Below are 23,162 nucleotides of genomic sequence, written 5' to 3'. Positions count from 1 at the left end.
CCAATCCAACTCCCCACCCCAACCACTACCCCCTCGCCGACAATAGCCGAAGCATGCACCCCCGCCTGCCCGCCGCCTCCACTCAGCCTGCGCCCCACCACCGCAAACGCATACCTCGCATCCGCCACCCACAACACCCGCGGGTCCAGTGGCAGATCGCCGGACTCCAGCTTCGTGCTCGCAAGAATCACCCCCGCCCGCGACTTCAAAGCCTTCGCCAACGCCTCACCGTCAACCGCAAACACCACCGACCGCTCACCCGCAGCCTCAATACTCGAAACCTCCGCCACCTCGACATCCAGCAACGGCGCGCCCACGCCAATCCAGTCCGCCAGTTTGCTCATCGTCGCCGTACCCGTCGTCACCGCACCTCGCATCGCCATCAATAGATCCCCATCTCTCCCGGCGGCCGCGTCTTCCAGCGCCGATGCATCCACAACCACTGCTCTGGATACCGTCGAATATACCCCTCCATCGCCGCCGTAAACGCCGCCGTGTTGGCAATCGCATCCGCCTCCGAGTCCCCCGTATGCAGTACGTCCAACTCCTCACCAAAGCGCAGCACATACTTCTGCTCGCTCTCCTCCCACAACAGAAACCCCGGCACCACCGCCGCCCCCGTCTTCAACGCAATCCTCGCCAACCCTGAAGCCGTACAAGCCTGCACCCCGAAGAACGGCACAAACACTCCCTGCGGCGGAGTCATATTCGTATCCATCAAAATCCCCACCGTCTCCCCGCCGCGCATCGACGCAATCAATCCACGCGCAAAATCATCCTTATGGATCACCCTGTTTCCATGCTGGCAGCGAATCCGATTCACAAACGCATCTACCAGCGGATTATCCAGCCGCCGAATCACCATCCCCATCGGCATCCCCATCAGCGAGTGATAAAAACTCGATAGCTCCCACGCTCCAAGATGCCCCGTCAACACCAGAACACCCTTGCCGCGCTCGCGTGCGCCGAGATAGTTCTCCAACCCCTCATAGCGGATAAACTCGCTCGCCCCCTCCGGCGTATACGCGGACATCAGGCAGAACTCCGCCAGCAGAAAGCCCAGATTCCTATACTCCGCCCGCAGAATCCGCTCACGCTCCGCCTCCGGCATCTCCGGATAAGCCAGCGCCAAATTTCGCACCCCAACGCCCCGCAGCCGTCCCAGCCCGCGATAAGCCAGAGCCCCAATCCCCGCGCCCACCCACCGAGCCACACGCCTCGGCATCGCACCCACAAGATGAACGAAGACCCATACCAGGGCATACTCCATTCGTTCACGGAGGCTGACCTTCAACCCTGAATCTATCTGCGAACCTTTGCTCAAGCCCTTAGTCTACCCATCTCCGAACTCTGCCGGTACCGCGCCTCAACCAATAAAAAGGGGACGGCTCGATAGCCGTCCCCCGATACCGCACTAACCATGGACTATTTGTTGCGGACTTCGACAAAGTACTTCGCCACCGTGCGCACGAAAGGACGCGCCTCGGCAGGTGTGGGCTGCTGACCGCCAAGGATCGTCGCAAACGGAACGTCTGCACCGTACAGAGCGCGGGTGTCGTCCTGGTTCTGCGACAACACAGTGCCATCCAGGTTGATGCCGGCGAACAAGCCCTTGCTACGCGAGTAGCTCAAGAACTGTGCATTCAGCTTCCAGTCCGTTCCAGCCTGTGCATTGCGTCCAACCGGACCCGCCGCAGCCGCTGCATCCGCACCCAGCTTGAACTTATTCTTCAACATGTCCTGCAGGCCCTCCTGGTTCATCGCGATCAGAACCAGATCCGTCGCCTGTCCACCAATCTGGAAACCGAAGCTGCCGCCAGCGAGCTGCACGCATACCGGCGCGCTCCACTTGTGACCGGGAGTACGGCACGTCGCCACACCCTGACCATACTGAGCGCCAACCACAAACGCACCCTTCTTGTAGCTTGGAATCACAACTACGCAGGATGCGCCCGCCAGAATGCCGCCCGGGATCGCCTTATCCGGCGTCGCCATAATCTGTGAAAGAACCAGGCTGGCAGCGTTGAGACGCTCAGCAACCTTCGCCTTATCACCTTCCGCACGAGCAGAAAGAGAACCGGCAAGCATCGCTACCCCACACAAAACCACAGAAATCTTCTTCATCATCTTCGTCATCCTTTTGACACCCTTCGTTCTTATTTTTGGACGAGCCGCAAACTGCCTATTTCCAATACTCTATGAGATGGCCAAAATCAACTCCAAGTTGTCCTTGCCCTGACGACTAGGAGCATACATCAACCCTGCCAGCAAAGAAACGCAAAAAAATAGGGGTTGTAGAGAGAGGATTGGGATAGAACCCAACGCTCTCACTACAACCCCTCTCCCAGGTCTGTGTTGCTGATAAGTACTTTGACTTACATCATGCCGCCCCACAACGGTACGGAGGTATGTATACCTTTGAGCATCATTTGTTTACTGGATAGTTAGCAGCTAAACCACCTATTTCCCTGCTTATTCGCCGATCAGTTTCCGATTAACCGCCTGCATCGTCAGCGCAATCCGGTTCTTCACTCCCACCTTCCGCATCAGCCGCCCCACATGCGCCTTCACGGTCATCAGATCGATCCCCAGTTCCTCCGCGATCACCCGGTTCGGATGCCCGGACACCAGTAGCCGCAGCACCTCGGTCTCCCGCCTGGTAAACACCGGTGTCCCTCCGTTCTTCGTCGCGGCAGCCTCCGCGGCAGAAGACTCCAGCAGCCTCGCCAGTACCTTTCTGGGCGCCCACACCGACCCATCCTGCACAATATCGATCGCCAGTCTGATCTCACTCTCGCTCGCCGTATGCGCAAGGTAACCCTTCGCCCCCGCTCCAATCACCCGCTGAATATGCGCATGGTCCTCTTCCAGCCCCAGCACAATCACCTTCAACCTTGGCCGCGCCCGCCGAAACGCCGCCAGCAGCTCGAAAAAATGCTCCGTGCACGCCGAATCCAGCAGAATAATCGACACCCCCGCCACATCCATCGCCCCCGGAACCGTCAGAGGAACCACCTCCACCGCTCCCCCCTCAGGAAAGATCGTCTGCAGCCCAAGAATCCGCAGCGAATCCGTGGCCACCAGCCCCAGGCGCAGCGACTCCGGTCCCAAACGCGCAGCATCCTTGGATGTCTTTTCTTTCATCGCCCGCGCAGCCTCTTTAGTCAGCATGATGCAATCGTAGGCCGCCTGCCCGTTCGGAAGAATCTCTGCCTTCCCTCCACCCTAAAGCTTCGGCAGAACGATTCCCTGCTGGTTCTGATACTTCCCCTTGCGGTCCGCGTAACTTACCTCGCACACCTCGTCGGACTGGAAGAACAGAATCTGGCATAGCCCTTCGTTCGCATAGATACGAGCAGGCAGCGGAGTCGTGTTCGAGATCTCAAGCGTCACAAAACCCTCCCACTCCGGCTCGAATGGCGTGACGTTCACGATAATTCCACACCGCGCATAGGTCGATTTACCCACGCAGATTGTCAACACATCACGCGGAATCTTGAAGTACTCAATCGACCGCGCCAGCGCAAACGAGTTCGGCGGAACGATCACGCTATCGGCCTGCACCGTCACAAACGACCGCTCGTCAAACGCCTTCGGATCGATAATAGCGCTGTTAACATTGGTAAAAATCTTGAACTCATCAGACACCCGCAGGTCGTATCCATACGAGGAGAGCCCGTACGAGATCACGCCCTCCCGAACCTGCTTCTCGCTGAACGGTGCAATCATCCCATGTTTGTTCGCCTGCTCACGGATCCAACGGTCACTCTTGATAGCCACTCTTCTCACAATCCCTTCATGTTCTTCTTGTACGATTCGAGTCCCTAATTGGCGCGGAAGGGTGTAAATTGAGTGCGACGGGATGGTCGCTTCCCTTGCTCATTAGATTCTTCATCTTACGGCAGCGTTCTTTCGTTGACAATCTCGTTTCGAGTTTCTACCATCACGTTACTAAACCCGGTCTGTACGATTTATTTGTTAACTTATATAGCCAAGGACGGCGGCCCAGATGATTAAGCAGGATCTTATACAAAGGGTTGTTGAGCGCACAGGCCTGCCGCGAACAAAAGCGGAATCGGCTGTAGACGCAATCTTCGAAAGCATGAAGCAGACCCTCATCGCGGGCGACCGCATTGAACTGCGCGGCTTCGGTGTCTTCACAGTGAAACCTCGCAAAACCGGAATTGGACGCAATCCAAGGACAGGCGCGGAGGTAACGATTGCCCCAGGCAAAGCGGTACGCTTCAAGCCCGGCAAAGAGCTTCACCTCCTTGATTGATTCAGACTGATTCAAATTCAGACTGAATCAAATTGATTCTGCCTAATTTCGATTCTAGCGACTGATGCAAACCTGATCGACTCCGAAAAGATTCCGGATAGATCTCCGCAAGCGGTCCTGCCGCAGAGCCCCACGCAGGACCAGTTTTAAGGCCCAGCTTCGCAGCTTCCTTCATCCTGGCGATGCTTCACATCAGATGGACCGCATCCACGTCAACCACCAGGTTGCGACGCGCAATTCCCTGTGTCTCCGCATAAGCCAGCATCGCCCGCAGCGTCTCTCCCAGCGCCTGCCTTCGCTCCGCCTTCAACACAAAGTGGAATCGATAGATCCTCTTCAGCTTCACAATCGGCGCCGCCGCCGGCCCAAGCACCCTCACCTTGTCCAGCCTCGCCTGCTGAAACCACCGCCCCAGCGTAGCCGACCACGCCGTCGCCTCCTCCAGCTTCTCGCTCTGGATCAGCACATTCGCCAGCACCGCGAACGGCGGATAGTGCATCCACCGCCTGTACTGCATCTCCTTCGCCACAAAACCCGGATAGTCATGCTTCGCCGCGAACTGAATCGCATAGTGGTCCGGATGATACGTCTGCACCAGCACCTTTCCCGGCAGATCGCCTCGCCCCGCCCGTCCCGACACCTGCGTCAGCAACTGAAAAACTCGCTCCGCCGCGCGAAAGTCCGGCAGCCCTAACTGCAGATCCGCGCCCACCACGCCCACCAGCGTCACCCCATGAATGTCATGTCCCTTCGCGATCATCTGCGTCCCCACCAGCAGATTGATCTCACCCCCATGCAGACGCGCCAGCAGCCGCTCCATGTCACTGCGCCCGCGCACCGTATCCCGATCCATCCGTCCAATCCGCGCCGCCGGAAACAACTCCTGCAACCTCTCCTCACCCTGCTGCGATCCCGCGCCTAAAAAGTAAAGATGTTCACTCTCGCACTTCGGACAGTTCTTCGGCACCGACCTTCGCGACCCGCAGTAGTGGCACTCCAGCCTCTGCCCCGGCTGCGCAATCGCATCGTTCCCACTCACCGGCTTGTGGTACGTCATCGACACCGCGCAGTTCTCGCACTCAATCTTCTCCCCGCAGCTCCTGCACATCACCACCGACGAGTATCCCCGCCGATTCAGCAGCAGAATTACCTGCTCCCCGCGATCCAGCGTAGCCTGCGTCTCCTCCACCAGCCTGCGCGAAAAGATCTGTTCCTGCCCCGTCTCGCGAAACTCCTCGCGCATATCCACCAGCTCCACCACCGGCATCGGACGGTCCATCACCCGCTCGCGCATCTCCACCCGCGCATACCGCCCCTTGTCCGCATTCGCCCAGCTCTCCAGCGAAGGCGTCGCCGACCCCAGCACCACCACCGCCCCGTTCAACTTCGCCCGCATCACCGCAACATCGCGCCCGTGGTATCGCGGCGTCTCCTCCTGCTTATAGCTCGAGTCATGCTCCTCATCCACGATGATCAGCCCCAGCTTCACCATCGGCGCAAACACCGCCGACCGCGTCCCCACCACGATCCGCGCCTCGCCCCGCCGAATCCTGTGCCACTGCTCCGCCCTCTCATCGGGCGTCAACTGCGAGTGCAGCAGTGCCACCTCACCCGCGAACGCCGCATACATCTGCGCCGCCATCGCCGGCGTCAATCCAATCTCCGGCACCAACAGCAGCGCCGAGTGACCCGCATCCAGCGCCCGCTGCATCGCCGCAAAGTAAACCGTCGTCTTCCCACTCCCCGTAATTCCATACAGCAGATGCGGCCGAAACCCGCCCTTCTCCATCGCCGCCGCAATCGTCCCCAGCGCCTCCATCTGCGATTCATTCAACGCGTGCTCATGCGCGTGCTTCTTCCCCTCCGCGCTCACCCCGCCCAGATGAAACTCCTCCGCAACCTCCTCCACCGCAACCAGCCCGCGCTTCACCAGCGTCCCCAGCGTAGACTCCGGCACCCCAGCCCGCGTCAAACTCAATCGCAGATCCTTCACCCCCAGCCGCCCGCCCACCGCCGCCAGCTCCGCCAACACCGCCGTCTGGTTCTCATTCAACTTCGGCAGCCGCACATCCGCCACCAGCACCGCCACCTTCTCCAACCGCCTCGCGTCGCGCTCCTCCGCCACCGCCTCGCGCACCAGCCACTTCTTCCGAACCATCCCCTCCAGCAGCCCCTTGTTCGCCCCCGTCGCCGACCGCAGCGCCGAGATCTTCGCCGCCTCTCCGCCCTCCAGATAGTTCAAGACCGCATACTCGCGATTCTGCTCCTCAGGGCTAAGCCTCGACCGCCGCGACGATCCCTTCATCGCGCCCTCGTACAACACCCTCCGCCCAGCCTCAGCGATCTTGTAAAACACCTGCCGCTTCACCTCCGCACCCAACGGCAACATCCCCCGCAGCACCTCGCCCAGCGGCGCAACGTAGTACTGCGCAATCCACCGCGCCAGCTCCATCAACTCCTCCGGCAGCAGCGCCGCCTCATCCAGCACCTGCTGCACCGGCTTGATCTCGAACCCCTCCACCGGCGCATCCTCATGCACCCGCACCACCACACCCATCAGCCTCTGCCCGCTGAACGGCACCAGCACCCGCGCTCCCACCACCGGAACAACCCCGTTCACCGCATAGGTAAACGTCTGGTCCAGCGGCACCGGCAGCGCAACATCGCAATACGAAGGCATCCCTCCAGCTTAACGGACATCCGACTCCTCCGCACCAGTCACACCGCTTTCATCATCCCGTTCACCTACGCCCGCCACAAAGCAAAAGCATCCTTATCCGCTTTTTTTGTCTCTACATAAAGACAGACAATCTCTAGGCAAGGATGCGAAAGATCGATGGCTTCAGCCGCAACCGCACCTCCAGACCAGACCGCTGAGGTGACCCAGGGCGTCAACCCCTGGCTGATCGCCGCGTCCGTCATGCTCGCCACCTTCATGGAGGTGCTCGACACCGCCATCGCCTCCGTCGCCCTCCCTTACATCGCCGGCTCGCTCTCCGCCTCCAACGACGAGGCCACCTGGGTCCTCACCAGCTACCTCGTCGCCAACGCCATCGTCCTCCCCGCCAGCAACTGGTGCTCGCTCAAGTTCGGCCGCAAGCGCTTCCTCATGTCCTGCATCACCATCTTCACCATCGCGAGCTTCGCCTGCGGAGCCGCCCCCACCCTCGGCATCATGCTCCTCGCCCGCGTCATCCAGGGAGCAGGCGGCGGCGCCCTCCAGCCCCTCTCGCAAGCGATCCTCCTCGAATCCTTCCCTCCCGCCAAACGCGGGGCCGCCATGGCCGTCTTCGCCTTCGGAGTCGTCGTCGCCCCCGTCCTCGGCCCCACCCTCGGCGGCTGGCTCACCGACACCTACTCCTGGCGATACGCCTTCTACATCAACATCCCCATCGGCATCCTCGCCCTGCTCATGATCAACCGCTTCATCCACGATCCGGCCTACATCAGCAAAGCCAAGGTCCCCGCCTTCGACCGCTACGGCTTCGCCGCCCTCGTCATCTGGACCGGATGCCTCCAGGTCGTCCTCGACAAAGGCCAGGAAGACGACTGGTTCGGCGCCATCTGGATCCGCTGGGCCGTCTTCTTCCTCATCACCAGCTTCATCTACTTCGTCTGGCACTGCTGGCGCGACAAAGACACTCTCGTCGACCTCAAAGTCTTCAAAGATCGAAACTTCATCCTCGGCACCGTCTTGATCTTCTTCTTCGGCGTAGGCATCTACTCCACCGTCACCGTCCTGCCGCTCTTCTACCAGGAGCTCCTCGGCTACACCGCCTTCACCGCCGGCATCGTCGTCGCGCCCCGCGGCATCGGAGCCGTCTGCGGCATGCCCGTCATCGGATACCTCTCCAACAAAGTCGATCCCCGCTGGCTCCTCACCTTCGGCTTCATCACCTTCGGCCTCACCACCCTCTACTTCGGCAACGTCACCCTCCAGATCTCCCCCACTACCCTCCTCCTACCCATCCTCATCACCGGCTTCGGCCTCAGCTTCATCTTCGTCCCCATCAGCACCGCCGCCTACGGAACCCTCGACAACAAACAGATCGGCAACGCCAGCGGACTCTTCAACCTCTTCCGCAACGTCGGCGGCTCCATCGGCATCTCCATCGCCCAGACGCTCCTCACCCGCCGCTCCGCCGTCCACCAGAACCTCATCATCAACTACGTCCCCACCACCGGCCAGCAGTTCCAGAACGCGCTCGGCAGCGCCACCCAGTCCGTCACCGGCTACTTCGGCAAGTCCAACGCCGCCAGCCCCGCACAAGCCCTGCTCTACCAGCAACTCGGCCAGCAGGCTCTCGTGTGGGCCTTCGTCGATGTCTTCCGCTGGCTCTCCCTCCTCTGCTTCTTATGCGTCGGCATCGTCTGGCTCTTCAAAAAAGTAAAGCCCGGCAAAGCCCCCGCAGGCGCACACTAGCCCTTCATAGGGATAAGCCGTTATGTAAAATAACTCGACGCAAGGAGGCTCGATGAGACCACTCATACTAGCCAGCATAATCAGCTTCTCTCTGACTATTTTGTTACTCATCGCTGTACGCGTAACACGAAGGAAATACTTCGCCTACGCAAGCCATGCATTTATGATCCTGTCGTACTTTCTAATATCGGTGATGAACCTCCAAAGACACGACTACGCCTTATCCATCCTCTTTGCAGCTCTTGGGATCATCTGGTTATACAAACTCTCGGCCGGCGAGATCGTCGCCAAATCTCTGATCTGATCTCAAAGCTCGACAGAATCCAGCCCCCATCCTGCGATACCCTCCAAACATGCAGCGCGACCGGCTCCCCTATCTCCTCATCTCACTCGCCGCGCTCATCGCCACTCTGCCGCTCATCCTCTACGGCTGCTCCTGCGGCCACGACTTCGACTTCCACCTTCTAAGCTGGCTCGAAGCCGCCCACCAGTTCACCCACGGCAACCTCCATCCCCACTGGGCCTACACCCCCGCCTACAACGCCGGCGAACCCCGCTTCGTCTTCTACCCACCACTCTCCTGGACCCTCGGCGGCCTCCTCGGCCTCATCCTCCCCTGGACGTGGACCCCCATCGTCTACACCTGGCTCGCCCTCACCGCCAGCGGCCTCGCCCTGCACCGACTCGCCCGCGACTTCACCACCCCCACCGCCGCCATCCTCGCCGCCATCCTCTACACGGTGAACCCCTACATGCTCTTCACCGCCTACGAGCGCACCGCCTACGCCGAACTCCTCGCCGCCGCCTGGATCCCACTCCTCCTCCACGCCATCCTGCGCAAACAAGTCACCATCCCCCGCATCGCCATCCCCATCGCCCTCCTCTGGATCACCAACGCCCCCGCCGCCGTCATGTCCTGCTACGCCCTCGCCATCCTAGCACTCATCCGCCTGCTGCACACACCTCCACCCCCCGACCCAACTCCACACCCCAACACAAATCCGAACCCCACCACAGAAACGGGTGCCCCATCTTCGGCGCGCACTTTGCGCCTAAGGTGGGCATCGCGCACCAGCGCGACCGCTTTAACAACAACCCAATCCCCCCTAAAAATCGCCCTCAATACCGCCGCCGGAGCCATCCTCGGACTAGGCCTCGCCTCCTTCTACATCCTCCCCGCCGCCTACGAACGCCGCTTCGTCCAGATCGCCATGGCCGTCATCCCCAACATGCGCATCCAGGACAACTTCCTCTTCCACCACACCGGCGACATCGACCACGATCAAGTCCTCCACACCGCCTCCCTCATCGCCATCACCCTCATCGCCGCAACCTTCATCACCCTAATCACCCTCTACCTGACAAAAACCCTCCATCTAACCAAAAAAGCCGGGGTGCCCCATCCTTCGCAGCCTCACCGCGAAGGGTGGGATGCGACACCCTCAACCAGCCAACCACTCCTTCTCCCCCTCACCATCCTCACCGCAGCCATCACCCTCCTCCTCACCCCCATCACCACAATCATCTGGAACCACGCCCCCGAACTAGCCTTCCTTCAATTCCCCTGGCGTCTTCTCGCCATCCTCGCCGCCGTCCTCGCCTTAGCCATCGCACTAGCCCTCAGCTCACTCAACTTAAAACCCCTCACCACCACCACCCTCACCCTCCTACTAACCGCATCCCTCACCTATCCCGCCTACACCACCTTCCACCAAACCTGCGACCCCGAAGACACCGTCCAAACCCGCGAATCCCTCTTCCACTCCAACCAGGGCAGCGACCCCACCGACGAGTACACCCCCACCACCGCCGACAACGACTCCCTCGCTCACGCCGACCCCGCCTATTGGCTCTCGCCGAACCCCGACGCCAAAGCCCCCGCCAACACCCCATCCGCACCCGCGCCCACCCACCTCACCATCAACGCGCCCATCGCAGAAGACCTCATCCTCAACCTCCGCGACTTCCCCGCCTGGCACATCACACGCAACGGAGCGCCCATCACCAATCGCGAGCAACGCGACGATGGCCTCATCGCCCTCCCCATCCCAGCCGGCCCATCCACCATCGACCTCACCTACGCCCACACCCTCGACCAGACCATCGGCAACACCATCACCCTCATCTCCCTGCTTCTACTCATCGCCATGCGGAGAAAAGATCATGTCCTGCCGGACGGGCCCACTCCTCGTGGAGAGGTCACTTCGTGACGTGTATACCCCTTCGGTCAGTCCTCCCGTTGGTCGGCACAAAGATGATTGCCGACCAACGGAAGGCCCACCCGAAGGTTTAAAAAGGCGTGCGAACGCCCACCCTCCGTGCAGGAGGCCCGTCCGGCAGGACATCGCCCTGATTTATCATCAAGACCAGATGGACTCCACAGTACAAACCTTGCTCCTCTCCGGCGCTCAGCTCACCGATGCCGCCCTCGAACGCCTCCTGCCCGCACCCGACACCCTCCCTCACTCCATCCACCGCGCCATGCGCCACAGCACCTTCGCCGGCGGCAAACGCCTTCGCCCCATCCTCTGCATGGAAGCCGCCCGCATGGTCTCCGGAGGCGACACCATCCCCGAAGGCGCAGCCAACCTCGGCGCAGCGCTCGAGATGATCCACACCTACTCCCTCATCCACGACGACCTCCCCGCCCTCGACGACGACGACCTCCGCCGCGGCCAGCCCACCTGCCACGTCGTCTTCGGCGAAGCCACCGCCATCCTCGCAGGCGACGCCCTCCAAACCCTCGCCTTCCAGACCATCGCCGCGCTCCCCACCGCACCCTCCTCCACCGTCGCCATCCTCCGCGAGGTCTCACTCGCCATCGGCACCGGCGTAGGCAGCGTAGGCGACCTCAAAACCCCACTCCCCCCCGGCATGATCGGCGGCCAGGTCATGGACATCGAAGCCGAGGGCCATCCGCCCACCGCAGAGCTCGTCGAAGCCATCCACCGCTCCAAGACCGGAGCCCTCATCACCACCAGCATCGTCTCCGGCGGCATCTTCGGAGCATCGCCGCAGGCCCTGTCCGAAGACACCCTCACCCGTCTCCGCACCTTCGGCGAAAAAGCCGGCCTCGCCTTCCAGATCGTCGACGACGTCCTCGACATGACCCAAAGCTCCGAAGAGCTAGGCAAGACCGCAGGCAAGGACACCGCCAGCATCAAGGCCACCTGGCCCGCCGTCTACGGCATCGATCAGTCCCGCAAAGACGCAGAAGAACTCATCGCCGACGCCTTCGCCGCACTCGAACCGTTCGGCAAAGCCGCTACCCCGCTCAAATCCCTCGCCAGCTACTTCGTCGAAAGAAAGTACTGACGCTTGACAACATCACCCCGCGAAGGGCCGCCTAGCCCCGCAGCCCGAATGCAAGTCCAGCCCTGAATTCCAAACCTAAAGTCCCTGATTCGAAGACTTTGCACAATATTGACAGGGAGGGGGGTACCACCTCCCGACACAGGCGAACCAGACCAATGCTCACCGAAGCCGACATCCTCCTTGCTCTGCGCGACTGTTACGACCCGCAGCTCCCGTGCAACATCGTCGATCTCGGCCTCGTCCGCTCCATCACCATCACGCCCGACCACGAAGCCCCCGGCACCGGCATCCCCGGCGTCCCGCAAAAACACCTCGTTCACATCGAAATCACTCCCACGCAGACCAGCGAAGAATCAGCCGCCCAACTCAGCGCCCAGATCGCAAACCGTCTTGCCGGTATCGAAACCGTAAGCCGCACCACCACAACCCTCCTCCACGAACCCACATGGACGCCCCTTAGCATCACCCCCGCCGGTCGCAGAACCCTCGGCCTCGACGGCAACCCCAACCTCGTCCAGATCCGCTGAGCGCCATGCCCACACGCAAACCCAAACCGCCGCTCGTCATGCCTCCACCACAGCAGCCGCAGCACCCCTTTGACGCAGCCCACGGCGTCGAGACCAGCGGCATCATCCCCGCCGGAAACCTCACCACCGGCCATCCCAACGACGCTCACGTCACCGCCTACTACGGCGTCGCCCCCAGCATCCTGCGCTCCCTCATTCAGATCTGGCAGGGCACACACCCGCCCCATCCCACCCCCCGCTACACCTTCGTCGACATCGGTGCCGGCAAAGGCCGCGCCCTACTCATAGCCAGCCAAGTCCCCTTCCATCAAGTCATCGGCATCGAACTCAACCCCGCCCTCGCGGACATCGCCCAGCACAACATAGACCTCTGGCAGACCGCCCACAAAGCCGACACCACCGCCCCGCCGCTCGCCCCCATCCGCCTCTACGAGCAGGACGCCCTCACCTTCGACCTTCCCCGCAACCCCACCCTCGCATTCCTCTTTCATCCCTTCGAAGCCCCCGTCCTAAAACTCCTCCTCCGCCGCCTCGAAGCCCAGTTCGCCAAACGCCCCGGCACCTTCGATCTCCTCTACGTCAACTCCGAGTGCCGCGACGTCCTCGACCGTCACCCCGCCTTCACCCGTCTCTTCCTTGGCCCCGTAGCCATGTCCCCCGAAGACCACATCGCCGATCTCGCCGCCATCGCCCAGCAAAAAGAGTACGGCTCTACCGGCGACGAAGAGTGCGCCATCTACCGCTACACCGGCCGCGCCCCTAAATCCTGAATCGCATAACCACCCAGCCGAGTGATACGCTGTTCGTGCCTATGACTGCCTGAAGGATCTGCGAGCTTACTGCGAATGACGCCACGTGCCGAGGCGACGCCTGACTTTTGCCTCCAGCCGCTCATCCTCGTTCAGGAGATTCCCCATGTCATCCAAAAGCAATCATCTACCTTGTCCCTCAAGCATCTCAACGCTGCATCTGGAGTTAGTGGCGATCACACCTGAGTCCCTATCGTCTGAGCAGGCAGCCGACGGTCGGCTCGGCGAAATTATCCACTGCCGCGTAACCTCCGAGTGGCCTCATGCAGACTGGGAACCGCACGTCCTCCATCTGCTCCGGCAACGCTTCGCCGAAGACTCCACCGAGATCGGATGGCACCGCTATATCCTTCTGCGTTCGACGACCAACGGCGCGCCAACTCTCATCGGATCCGTCGGAGGCCTTCGTTGGCCGGAAGATCCCGAGGCCGCTGAGATAGGCTACGCCATCCTCCCCGAGTTTCGCCTTCGAGGCTATGGTCTGGAAGCAACAAGAGCGATGATCACGTGGATCGAGGCCACAGGCTCCGCAAAAAGAATCTTCGCCCACACCTTTCCACACCTGCTCGGATCGATACGCATTCTCGAGCGATGCGGCTTCACTCTCGAAGGTCCTGGCAAAGAAGAACAAACTGTACTCTACAGAAGAGACTCGAAGCCGATATTCAATGTCTCCTGACCGGATGTCATCTAGAGTGCGACCACACCGACCGCGTCAATCAAAACGTCGTCGGCAATTTTACTCGATGCTCAACACCGTCAAGCAAAGGTGCTATCCACAATCGTTACTTGATGTAATACCCCGCCACCCGCCAAACCTTGTCCTTCTCCTGAACCATGATCACGGTCTCCTGCGCCGTCGCCTTATGCTCAAAGACGGTCTCATAGAGAATCACCACATAGTTCCCATCGGGCACGCCGGGCAGCATCGCAGTATAGGTCGCGCTCTGCAGCTTTCTGCTCTGCAGCTTTCCCAAAGGATCCCGCGTAGTCTTCATCGCCGAGGTCCACGTCGCCGTCGAGACAGAAGCCTTGAACACCTCTGCCGCCGTCTTCCAGCCCTCCTCATACTGTCCCGAGTCGACCAGACCCAGCCACCCCTTGGCATCCTCAACCGCCATCTGCTCAGCAGTCGGCGACGGCTGTGCCGGCTTCTGTTGCGCGAAGAGATGAGGCGAACCAGAAACCAGGCACGGCGTAACACAAGCCATCAGGACGAGCGTCATCATCATTCGCATAGGCAAACTCCACACAGAATCCTAACTCATCGAAGACCCGCCCGCCCCCAAAGCCAGTTACTTCGAAGGCCGGCCGCACACCACCTACGCCTTCACCCGAACATAAAACATCCGCTCATCCCCACCGGCGTGCTCAATCAATATCTCCCCATCCGCCCGCTCCACCACGCTCGGAAACTTTTCCCCCCACTCCACCAGCACCAGCGCATCCGGCTGCTCGGCCATCTCCTCCAGTCCCAGCGTCAGCAACTCCCGCTCCGTCTCCAGCCGATAAAGATCGAGATGATACAGCCGCACCTTACGCCCGGCATACTCATGCACCAGCGTAAACGTAGGACTCGTCACATCCTCCGCCTCCGCAGCCCCCAGCGCCGCGGCGATTCCCTTCACCAACGTCGTCTTTCCCGCACCCAGATCACCCCGCAGCACATACAGTTTCGGGGCAGGCAAAAGCATCTCTGCCACACGCTCTCCCATCGCCAGCGTCCCCGCCTCACTGCGCGTCTTGAAACGCTTCTTCTCCCGCAACCCTTCGTTCAACACATCGCCCAAGCTATCGTCTCCGTCTACTACTGCCGCAACCCGCAGATCCAGGTTAGTTCATCCTCGTCCGTCACGCGATAACGAAAGGCATCCGACAGATGTGTAACCGTGTCAGTTGCAAGTACAGTATGCTCGTCCATCGCGTGCACGGCAAAGTCCGCAGCCAGTCCATGCAAATAGACCGCCGTCTCCACCGCCCGCGCAACATCGTCCGGAAACTGTGCCACCATCGCTGCAACGATCCCCGTCAAAATATCGCCGCTGCCACCCTTGGCCATCGCCGGATTCCCACTCGTATTCACTGCAACCGAACCATCCGGATGAGCCACCAGCGTCCGCCAGCCCTTCAGTACAAGCGTCAGCTGATGCTCCATCGCAAATCTTCGCGCCAACCCCAGCCTGTCCGCCTCCACCTCTTTCACGCTAAGCCCTGCCAGCCGAGCCATCTCGCCCGGATGCGGCGTCAACACCATCACCCTGCCACTCCCATCCAGCAGATTCGCCTTACCCTCAAACGCATTCAATGCATCCGCGTCGATCACCACCGGCAGCGTCGTCTTCTCCACCACCTGCCGCGCAAACGCAGGCGCATCGCCATCGGTCGAAAGCCCCGGCCCCAGCGCCACCACGCTGATCTTCGTCAGCAGAGAATCCAGCTTCGCTCCATCCAGATTCTTGAACGACACCGCACCCTTGGTCCCCTCAGCCAGCGGCACCAGCATCAGCTCCGGCGCAATCCGCGCCACCGTATTCACAATGCTCTTCGGCACCGCAGCCGTCACCAACCCCGCGCCCGTCCGCAGACAAGCCAGCGACGCCATCGCCGGCGCTCCCGCCTTGCCATAGCTTCCCCCCACCACCAGCACATGGCCAAACTTTCCTTTGTTCGAGTTCACACTCCGCGGCCTCTCGGCGATCACCTTCGCAGCCCCCGTCCACGACAGTCCGCTCCCCGACAAAATCGCCTCCTTCGGCGACCCGATCCCGGCCACCACCACTGGCCCGAAGGTCCCGCCGCCACGATAGCCGCGCGTCAGATGCCCAAACACATGAGCCATCTTCGGTGCCGTAAATGTGACCACCGCATCCGCGCGAAACGAACCCTCCGCACTCTGCTCCATCGAATCCGCATCCCAACCCGACGGCAGATCCACCGCCACCACCGGCACCTCAAGCGACTCCACCATACTCTGCAGCAACAGCGCAGTGCCTCGCAGCGGCGGCTGAAACCCCGTACCCACTACGGCATCGATCAACAACTCCGAATCGTTCAACGCCTGCGCGCAGCCCCTCAGTGAATCGTCGTCCACAACCTGGTCCACCACCACCGCCGAGGTCTCTTCTCGCAGCTTCCTCAGCGCCGTTGCGGCCTCGCCCTTTACCTCATCCATGCGGCCGAGCAAGACGACCCGCACCATCCAGCCCGTCTGCGCCAACACACGCGCCGCAACGAATCCATCGCCGCCATTATTTCCACGCCCGCAGAGCACGACCACACGCGACACTGTCCCATATCGCCGCAGACAAAACTGCGCGACCGCACGCCCCGCCCTGTCCATCAAAGCCTCCAGCGAAGTACCAAACTCCTCCGCCGTACGCCGATCCACCGCTCCCATCTCTGCCGCAGTTAAAATCTTCATCTTTCCCTTCTACCCCTTCTACGCCATTCTCTGGTCGAAGCCAAACCGAGCACACGCAACTTACACTCTCCGCGTCCCGCCCGCAGACAAACAAAGTCGAGACCAGACCACGCCGTCCATAAAACTTCAACAAAAGACAGAGAACATAAATTCGAACTGATCTATAAATCTACGAAATCAAAAACACAACGAACAAAGCCACGAAGCAGCTGCGCGAAAACCGACGCACTCAACGACGCATACAGCACCTCCGCTTACACGCAGACGTGCAACTCATTGTTTAGATGCAAAACAGGCGAGAACCACGATGTATCTTTAGCCATGCGGCAGAGCGCGCTTCATCACCAACCGAAGCACGCACGATGACCAAACCTCGTCAGTCTATTTGGAGCCGCTCAGGACAACAGCATTCTCCACCGCAGGCTTCTGGATAAAGTAGCTCTTATCCCACAGCGCCCGGTAAAACGTACCCGTCAGCTCCGCAGCCTTTGGTCCAAAGGTAGGCCGTCCGCCTTCGAGAAAAAACACCGTAACAATGCGACCGTTCGGCGTATCCGCAAACGATCCAAACCAGCCGAACCGCGTGCCGTTGTTCGAACACGTTCCCGTCTTCCCCATCACCGGAAACTGGCTGAAGTTCGCACGCAGGGATCGCGCCGTTCCATACTGCACCGCGCCCTCCATGCCAACCTGAATCTCAGGAATCAGCGGAGCGATATTCAGCATGCGCTTCACCTTCGGCTCGAACGTAGCCATGTCAGCCGACGTCTCAGGATGCTGCAGATAATACAGCGTCCCTCCGTTTGCAATCGCCGCCACCAGCGCGCCCAGCTGCAGCGGAGTCATCGACACGCTCTCGCCGAACGAACACATCCGTCCCACCCCACCCAACGCCGCCGGCAGCACCTCATCCGGATACGTGCCCAACTGCTCGCCCTGAATGTGATATCCAGCCAACTCGCCCAGGCCAAACTCATTTGCATAGTGCTTCACGCGCTCAAAGCCCAGTTGCCGCCCAAGCGTCTCGAAGTAAAGATTGTTCGAGTGCGCCAGCGCCTCCGTCATGGTCAGGTGATAATTACCGCCCAGATTCACCGGCGTATCTTTGCGTACGATCCCCTCTTCGAGCGCCGCCAGCGCCACCGTCAGTTTGATCGTCGAGCACGGCTCCGCGCCGTTCGACAGCGCAAGCTTCTGGTTCACCATCGCCAGGATGCGTCCGTTCGAAGGATCAATCGCGATCGCGGTCCCGTTCATGTTGCCGAGCGCCTGAATCGCCGCCTCGCGCACCACCGGATCTTCCCCCGCAGTCACATCGCCCAGCGTCAGATTATCCGCAAACGAGCTCGCCGTGAACCGTTCCTGAAACCTCGTCCGCCGTACCGCAAGCAACGTATGCGCGCCATGCCGCCGGCCCACAACCACCGCCGAAGCCCGCACCCCCGGCCCCTTTGCAGCAACCGACGCCGTGCTTCTGTGCGTAGCCGTACTATGCGGCCGCACCTTGCCCGCAACCCGCGTCGTTCCTGCGGAGTGATGCTTCAACTTCCCCGAGGTTGGTGTTCCTCCGTACGCACCCACTCCAGCACACCATACAAGGCCGAAGAGGATTGCGCCGAACAGCTTGATTCGTACGGTCACAGGCGATACCCCTTGTAGATTGGAGAGCAATTGAACGGCCATCGATACAATATTCCGATGAGAGATGTCTAAGAGACCTCTATTCAACGCCCTCTTATCTGATTCTACTGTTCCACTTTCGTGCTATAAGCCTTGAACCCGTCTCCGCAGCCTTAGTTTCCCCGCCGCAAAAAGGCTGGAATATCAAGTTCATCTGACTCCGCATGCGCCGTGGGTGCCGAAACGGGACCGCCAAACGCCACGCCCCGCCCCACAGGCTCCGCCCCAACCATCTCCTCCACCCCACCGCTCTCCGGTTGGACTCGATGCACAGGCGTAAAGTGAGTCGGCTCGCGGAACCGATCCGGCATAGCACCCTCCCCGCGGTCAAACTCCGCCGCAGCCTCTGCACGCGCAGCCGAGCTCCGGAAGAAGTCATCATCGAACACAGAAGCAGGCACCGGAATCAGCTCAGGCGAACCACCCGCCTCAACCGCACTCTCCTCCTGCCTCATCTGCTGCACCGGCACCACCTGAGCACTCACCTCCTCCGGCTCAATCTCAGGAGTCTCACTCGCAAACCGCGAAGCCGCCGGACGCGAAGTCACCACCCGCGGCTGAATCGGCACGTCATATCGCATCGTCGGCAGCGTGGCCTCAGCCAGCATCCGTTCACGCCGCTGCGGCATCTCCTGATGTCTGAAGCCCGTGGCGATCACCGTAATCTTCACCTCATCGCCCATCGCCTCGTCCAGCACCGCGCCGAAGATGATGTTCGCATCCTCATGCGCCGCGTTCTGAATAATTCCCGAAGCCTCGTTCACCTCGCTCAGCTTCAGATTGCTTGACCCCGTAATGTTGATCAGAATCCCGCGCGCTCCATCGATCGCACCCGACTCCAGCAGAGGCGAAGCCATCGCCGCCATCGCCGCATCCACCGCACGGTTGCCGCCCGAACGCATCGCCGTCCCCATCACCGCATAGCCCATCCCCGCCATCGTCGTCTTCACATCGGCGAAGTCGCGATTGATCACGCCCGGAATCGTAATAATGTCCGAGATCCCCTGCACGCCCTGCCTTAGCACATCGTCCGCAATCCGGAAGCTCTCGAAGAATCCAGCATCCTTCGCCACCGCAAGCAGCTTCTCATTCGGAATCACAATCACCGTATCGACCGACTCCAGCAGCTCCTGCATCCCGCGCTCAGCCTGCATCATCCGCCGCTTGCCTTCAAACGCGAACGGCCTCGTCACCACCGCCACCGTCAGCGCGCCCATCTCACTCGCCAGACTCGCAATCACCGGAGCCGCACCCGTACCCGTGCCTCCGCCCAGCCCCGCCGTCACGAACACCATATCCGCGCCCTCAAGCGCCTCGATAATCTTGTCCGAATCCTCCAGTGCCGCCCTCCGTCCCACATCCGGATTCGCACCCGCGCCCAGCCCACTCGTCAGCTTCACCCCAAGCTGCAGCTTCACCGGCGCATTCGACACCTGCAGAGCCTGCACATCCGTATTCGCCGCAATAAATTCGACACCGACAACATTCGCCGCGATCATGCGGTTCACGGCATTGTTTCCGCCGCCGCCCACGCCGATCACTTTAATGCGCGCGCCACGGGGAATCTCGTCGTGATAGTGAATACGAAGGTCGTCAGGCAGATTGGACATGGAAGCAGCACTCCTTTAGATCTTCTTAATTCTCACACCTCCGCGCCCAATGCACGACCTCGTTTTCCACCGGCAGTACCACGCATGGTTCAACAATCCTGTCCCGCGCAAAAAGATTCATGTCCTGCCGGACGGACCGCCTGCTCGGCGCGAGGTCACTTCGTGACACGTATACCGGTCACGCAACCATAAGCAGCAAGGGTCCTCCCGCTGGTCGGAATCATCCACCGCCGAGCAACGCGAGGCCCCAAGAAGTCAGCCTCACCCCGACCGGTATACAAGTCACGAAGTGACCTCCCCACGAGTAGTGGGCCCGTCCGGCAGGACATATCTTTAGAAGCTCCCTGCAAAGATAGCCTTAAGCTTCGCCCTCAATCCCTGCTCTTCACTAGCCCGTCTCACCTGCGTCCTGTGCGTATATAGCAGCATCCCAATCGCCGCCGCAAACTCCGGCCTCGCCAGCTCCTCCGGCATCCGCGACAGCGGCACCGGATACCCAATCCGCGCAGGCACCCGCAACAAACTCTCCGCGTTATCCAGCAGCCCCGCCATCATCGCGCCGCCGCCCGTCACCACCAGCCCCGCACCCAGCGCCTCCAGCACCCCACCCTGCCGCAGATTATCCCGCAGCATCGTAAACAACTCACGCGCACGAGGCTCCAGAATCTCCGCCAGAAATCTCTGCCGCACCATCCGCGCCGGCTGCCCGCCCGAGATCGCAAGATTGCCGCCCACCTCAATCTCGTTCAACTGCGGCACCGCTGTCACCACGCAGTGCCCATACGTCTTCTTCAGATACTCAGCCTCTTCCACCGTCACATGCAGCCCCACCGCAAGATCGTTCGTAAAGTGGTCGCCTCCAATCGGCAGCACCGCCGTATGAGCAATCGACCCCTCGAAGAACACAGCAAGCTCCGTCGTGCTCGAACCGATATCGGCCATGCACACGCCAAGCTCGCGTTCATCCGCGCTCAGCACCGCCTCCGCCGCAGCAATGCCCTCATACACCGTATCCTGCACCTCCAGCCCCGCACGGTTGGCACACGTAATCACACTCTGCGCCACACCACCCGAACACGTCGAAAGATGCAGATTCACCTCCAGCTTGTTCCCCACCATCCCCACCGGATCGTGAATCCCAGCCTGGTCATCCAGAATGAACTCCTGCGGTAACAGATGCAGCACCTCGCGGTCTGGAGGCAGCGCCACCGAACGCGCCCTGTCCACCGCCGCCCGAACCTCCTCCCGCGTAATCTCCCGCATCCGGCTGCCCATACTGATGCCGCCCCGCGAGTTAATCCCACGCACATGCGTCCCACCAATCCCCACCACCGCCGTCTCAATCCCAGCCTTCGCCATCCGCTCCGCCGTCAACGCAGCACGGTTGATCGCCTCCGCCGCAGGCCCAAGCTCGGCGATCAGACCCTTCCGCATCCCTCGCGAAGGCTCCACGCCATGCCCGCGATAGCGCAGCACGCCATCCTGCAGCTCTGCCACCAGAACGCAACTCTTCGTACTGCCCGCATCGAGCACGGTAATCAGGTTGTCCGGCTTTTGATTCATGGGTGAACCACCTGTGGAGGATGATATAGAGGAGCTTGAGAAGCTTTGGCCGAAGGCTTTACCGCAACCGGATGATGCTTCGCAGCTGCAGCGTGCTTCTTAGCCGCAGCAGTCTTAGCCGCCGAAGCCTTAGAAGTTTTTGCAACCGAACCCTTCACCGCCGGCGCATTCGGCTTCGCAGGCGCGTCATACGCAACCTCACTCTGCGCCACAACCCGAGCCGCAGCACTCGCAGCCGCCTTATCTTTCGCAGCGCCGCTCGTTGCAGCCGGCGCATGCTTCGCCACAACCGGATGCGCCTTCGCCGCCGCAGGCTTCACCGCCGCAACCGCAGCAGGCGCTACAGCCTTCTTCGCAGAACTACCCGCATCCCCAGCAGAGGCAGCAGACGCAGCAGCAGCAGCAGCAGCAGCACCCGAGTTCGAAACCGGCACCCCACTCCCCGCCTGCATCTCCAGCACCACCTGCCGCTCATACCGCATATCCACCGACGACAGCTTCGGATACACCGTCCTCCACTCCGGCAGATGCGCCTCGAACCTGCGATAGCGGTCCAGAAAATCCGTATCCCCAAAGTGCACTAGAATATCCATCGAGTGATCCGGAATCAGCGCCTTCACATCCTCCGGATTCGACAGATCCACCTCGCTAAGCCCCTCAGAGATCTTCTCGCCCGACCCATCCAGCTCCGTCGTGAACCGGTTATAAATCTTCATCCGCGCCGCCCGCGTCGACAGCGGATCGTTCGCCGAGATCCCCGTCACCACCGGAAACGAGTAGTGCTCATCACTCTTCGCCGCCAGCGGCATATCCAGCAACACCCCATTCGCATCCACCAACCCGATGTGGTTCCCCTCCCGCACAAACGCCACCGGCGTCCGCTCAATCACCGACACCCGCATCCGGTTCGGCAGCAGACGCATCACCGTCGCATGCGCCACCCACGGCAGGCTCTCCAACTCCGCCCGCCTCTGCGCCAGCGGAATATTAAAGATGTTCCGTTCAATGTCCTCGCCAAACACGCTCAGCATCTGCGCCCGCGTCACATGCGCATTCCCCTGAAACTCAATCGACGACGCCGTCTGAATCACGAACCGTTCGTCATGCAGCAGAAAACTCCGCACCATCAACACCAGCGCCACGCACATCCCCAGCCACACCGCCACAAAGCACGCAGCCACAATCCGTCCGCCCTTCGTCGTAGGCAGACCGCGAAATCTAAGCCGAAGACCTGTGCTGCGGGTACGCATCGGCACGTCATCGTCCTCATACGGATCATCCGCAAAGTCTTCGCTCCGGTCGCGACGCAGCTTACGGTTCGGCGAAGCCGACACCCGCCGCGGAGCGTTGTACTCCGAGCCGCGCTTCTGCTCAGGCGCATCTAGCACCCCCGCACCACGCTTCGAAAACACATCGCCTTGTCGCAAGCCTGAGCAGGGCCGCGAGAATCGCCACCCTGAGCATAACCCGCCAAACCCGCGCCCTTCGCCCTCTTCTTACGCATGTACCCTTTCAGGAACTCACCCATTCGCCCC

Annotated in this window: 20 protein-coding genes; 7 read left to right on the top strand and 13 right to left on the bottom strand. The window is 61.0% G+C overall.

Going from position 1 to position 23,162, the window contains the following annotated elements; genetic code table 11:
* The 5 genes from GSQ82_RS11160 to dcd all read right to left on the bottom strand — a co-directional run.
* Nucleotides 1-383, bottom strand: a 383-nt coding sequence (locus tag GSQ82_RS11160) for an LpxD N-terminal domain-containing protein (RefSeq protein ID WP_305794668.1), incomplete at its 3' end; no start/stop codon positions are given.
* The gene (locus GSQ82_RS11155; protein WP_371417192.1) at nt 383-1,324 is read right to left on the bottom strand and encodes a lysophospholipid acyltransferase family protein; all 942 of its coding nucleotides are present in this window, start codon (nt 1,322-1,324) and stop codon (nt 383-385) included. The genes GSQ82_RS11160 and GSQ82_RS11155, both read right to left, overlap by 1 nt.
* Before the next feature lie 101 nt (nt 1,325-1,425).
* Nucleotides 1,426-2,124: a lipid-binding SYLF domain-containing protein gene (locus GSQ82_RS11150; protein ID WP_158793626.1), complete on the bottom strand. Its 699-nt coding sequence runs from the start codon at nt 2,122-2,124 to the stop codon at nt 1,426-1,428.
* Between the two features lie 348 nt (nt 2,125-2,472).
* Nucleotides 2,473-3,171, bottom strand: a complete 699-nt coding sequence (locus GSQ82_RS11145) for a response regulator transcription factor (RefSeq protein ID WP_158792370.1) — start codon at nt 3,169-3,171, stop codon at nt 2,473-2,475.
* A gap of 54 nt (nt 3,172-3,225) precedes the next feature.
* Nucleotides 3,226-3,780, bottom strand: a complete 555-nt coding sequence (dcd, locus tag GSQ82_RS11140) for a dCTP deaminase (protein WP_158792369.1) — start codon at nt 3,778-3,780, stop codon at nt 3,226-3,228.
* A gap of 229 nt (nt 3,781-4,009) precedes the next feature.
* On the opposite strand from dcd, the gene GSQ82_RS11135 reads away from it, so the two are divergent.
* Nucleotides 4,010-4,279, top strand: a complete 270-nt coding sequence (locus tag GSQ82_RS11135) for an HU family DNA-binding protein (RefSeq protein WP_158792368.1) — start codon at nt 4,010-4,012, stop codon at nt 4,277-4,279.
* Between the two features lie 187 nt (nt 4,280-4,466).
* On the opposite strand, the gene priA is transcribed toward GSQ82_RS11135, so the two are convergent.
* A complete protein-coding gene (gene priA, locus GSQ82_RS11130; RefSeq protein ID WP_158792367.1) occupies nt 4,467-6,959 on the bottom strand; it encodes a primosomal protein N' in 2,493 nt (830 codons plus the stop codon).
* 156 nt (nt 6,960-7,115) lie between these two features.
* Between priA and GSQ82_RS11125 the strand changes: the two genes are divergently transcribed.
* The 6 genes from GSQ82_RS11125 to GSQ82_RS11100 all read left to right on the top strand — a co-directional run bounded on the left by GSQ82_RS11125 (nt 7,116) and on the right by GSQ82_RS11100 (nt 14,032).
* A complete protein-coding gene (locus GSQ82_RS11125) occupies nt 7,116-8,702 on the top strand; it encodes a DHA2 family efflux MFS transporter permease subunit (RefSeq protein ID WP_158792366.1) in 1,587 nt (528 codons plus the stop codon).
* A 353-nt stretch (nt 8,703-9,055) separates the two neighbouring features.
* Complete coding sequence (locus GSQ82_RS11120) at nt 9,056-10,912, top strand: hypothetical protein (RefSeq protein ID WP_158792365.1); 1,857 nt, start codon at nt 9,056-9,058, stop codon at nt 10,910-10,912.
* A gap of 160 nt (nt 10,913-11,072) precedes the next feature.
* Nucleotides 11,073-12,017, top strand: a complete 945-nt coding sequence (locus GSQ82_RS11115; RefSeq protein ID WP_158792364.1) for a polyprenyl synthetase family protein — start codon at nt 11,073-11,075, stop codon at nt 12,015-12,017.
* Nucleotides 12,018-12,172: 155 nt separating this feature from the next.
* On the top strand, nt 12,173-12,544 hold the full coding sequence (locus GSQ82_RS11110; RefSeq protein ID WP_158792363.1) for a metal-sulfur cluster assembly factor: 372 nt from the start codon (nt 12,173-12,175) through the stop codon (nt 12,542-12,544).
* 5 nt (nt 12,545-12,549) lie between these two features.
* Nucleotides 12,550-13,314, top strand: a complete 765-nt coding sequence (locus GSQ82_RS11105; protein WP_158792362.1) for a class I SAM-dependent methyltransferase — start codon at nt 12,550-12,552, stop codon at nt 13,312-13,314.
* Between the two features lie 145 nt (nt 13,315-13,459).
* The gene (locus GSQ82_RS11100; RefSeq protein ID WP_158792361.1) at nt 13,460-14,032 is read left to right on the top strand and encodes a GNAT family N-acetyltransferase; all 573 of its coding nucleotides are present in this window, start codon (nt 13,460-13,462) and stop codon (nt 14,030-14,032) included.
* A 106-nt stretch (nt 14,033-14,138) separates the two neighbouring features.
* Here the strand turns inward: GSQ82_RS11100 and GSQ82_RS11095 are convergent, their stop codons facing one another.
* From GSQ82_RS11095 to GSQ82_RS11065, 7 genes are all read right to left on the bottom strand, one after another.
* On the bottom strand, nt 14,139-14,591 hold the full coding sequence (locus tag GSQ82_RS11095) for a DUF4019 domain-containing protein (protein ID WP_158792360.1): 453 nt from the start codon (nt 14,589-14,591) through the stop codon (nt 14,139-14,141).
* Between the two features lie 84 nt (nt 14,592-14,675).
* On the bottom strand, nt 14,676-15,143 hold the full coding sequence (tsaE, locus tag GSQ82_RS11090) for a tRNA (adenosine(37)-N6)-threonylcarbamoyltransferase complex ATPase subunit type 1 TsaE (protein ID WP_371417191.1): 468 nt from the start codon (nt 15,141-15,143) through the stop codon (nt 14,676-14,678).
* A 17-nt stretch (nt 15,144-15,160) separates the two neighbouring features.
* Nucleotides 15,161-16,774 (bottom strand): NAD(P)H-hydrate dehydratase, encoded by a 1,614-nt coding sequence (locus GSQ82_RS11085; protein ID WP_158792359.1) that lies wholly within the window; start codon nt 16,772-16,774, stop codon nt 15,161-15,163.
* A 381-nt stretch (nt 16,775-17,155) separates the two neighbouring features.
* Entirely contained in the window at nt 17,156-18,457 is a 1,302-nt protein-coding gene (locus tag GSQ82_RS11080) for a penicillin-binding transpeptidase domain-containing protein (RefSeq protein WP_158792358.1), read from the bottom strand.
* Nucleotides 18,458-18,567: 110 nt separating this feature from the next.
* Entirely contained in the window at nt 18,568-20,064 is a 1,497-nt protein-coding gene (gene ftsZ, locus GSQ82_RS11075; protein WP_158792357.1) for a cell division protein FtsZ, read from the bottom strand.
* A gap of 333 nt (nt 20,065-20,397) precedes the next feature.
* Nucleotides 20,398-21,627, bottom strand: coding sequence for a cell division protein FtsA (ftsA, locus tag GSQ82_RS11070; RefSeq protein WP_158792356.1), 1,230 nt, complete (start codon nt 21,625-21,627; stop codon nt 20,398-20,400).
* The gene (locus GSQ82_RS11065) at nt 21,624-23,039 is read right to left on the bottom strand and encodes a cell division protein FtsQ/DivIB (RefSeq protein WP_254061583.1); all 1,416 of its coding nucleotides are present in this window, start codon (nt 23,037-23,039) and stop codon (nt 21,624-21,626) included. Before GSQ82_RS11065 ends, ftsA begins: the two co-directional genes overlap by 4 nt.
* Between the last annotated feature and the right edge of the window lie 123 nt (nt 23,040-23,162).

This window comes from Granulicella sp. L60 (genome assembly GCF_009765825.1).
In the GTDB taxonomy this organism is placed as follows: domain Bacteria; phylum Acidobacteriota; class Terriglobia; order Terriglobales; family Acidobacteriaceae; genus Edaphobacter.
This window is presented reverse-complemented; position numbering and strand designations above follow the sequence as displayed.

Excerpts from the sequence above, each read along its gene's own strand:
- GSQ82_RS11150 (WP_158793626.1), bottom strand. The coding sequence starts at position 2,124 with ATGAAGAAGATTTCTGTGGTTTTGTGTGGGGTAGCGATGCTTGCCGGT.
- GSQ82_RS11145 (WP_158792370.1), bottom strand. The coding sequence starts at position 3,171 with ATGCTGACTAAAGAGGCTGCGCGGGCGATGAAAGAAAAGACATCCAAG.
- GSQ82_RS11135 (WP_158792368.1), top strand. The coding sequence starts at position 4,010 with ATGATTAAGCAGGATCTTATACAAAGGGTTGTTGAGCGCACAGGCCTG.
- priA (WP_158792367.1), bottom strand. The coding sequence starts at position 6,959 with ATGCCTTCGTATTGCGATGTTGCGCTGCCGGTGCCGCTGGACCAGACG.
- GSQ82_RS11125 (WP_158792366.1), top strand. The coding sequence starts at position 7,116 with ATGGCTTCAGCCGCAACCGCACCTCCAGACCAGACCGCTGAGGTGACC.
- GSQ82_RS11120 (WP_158792365.1), top strand. The coding sequence starts at position 9,056 with ATGCAGCGCGACCGGCTCCCCTATCTCCTCATCTCACTCGCCGCGCTC.
- GSQ82_RS11115 (WP_158792364.1), top strand. The coding sequence starts at position 11,073 with ATGGACTCCACAGTACAAACCTTGCTCCTCTCCGGCGCTCAGCTCACC.
- GSQ82_RS11110 (WP_158792363.1), top strand. The coding sequence starts at position 12,173 with ATGCTCACCGAAGCCGACATCCTCCTTGCTCTGCGCGACTGTTACGAC.
- GSQ82_RS11105 (WP_158792362.1), top strand. The coding sequence starts at position 12,550 with ATGCCCACACGCAAACCCAAACCGCCGCTCGTCATGCCTCCACCACAG.
- GSQ82_RS11100 (WP_158792361.1), top strand. The coding sequence starts at position 13,460 with ATGTCATCCAAAAGCAATCATCTACCTTGTCCCTCAAGCATCTCAACG.
- GSQ82_RS11095 (WP_158792360.1), bottom strand. The coding sequence starts at position 14,591 with ATGCGAATGATGATGACGCTCGTCCTGATGGCTTGTGTTACGCCGTGC.
- GSQ82_RS11085 (WP_158792359.1), bottom strand. The coding sequence starts at position 16,774 with ATGAAGATTTTAACTGCGGCAGAGATGGGAGCGGTGGATCGGCGTACG.
- GSQ82_RS11080 (WP_158792358.1), bottom strand. The coding sequence starts at position 18,457 with ATGGCCGTTCAATTGCTCTCCAATCTACAAGGGGTATCGCCTGTGACC.
- ftsZ (WP_158792357.1), bottom strand. The coding sequence starts at position 20,064 with ATGTCCAATCTGCCTGACGACCTTCGTATTCACTATCACGACGAGATT.
- ftsA (WP_158792356.1), bottom strand. The coding sequence starts at position 21,627 with ATGAATCAAAAGCCGGACAACCTGATTACCGTGCTCGATGCGGGCAGT.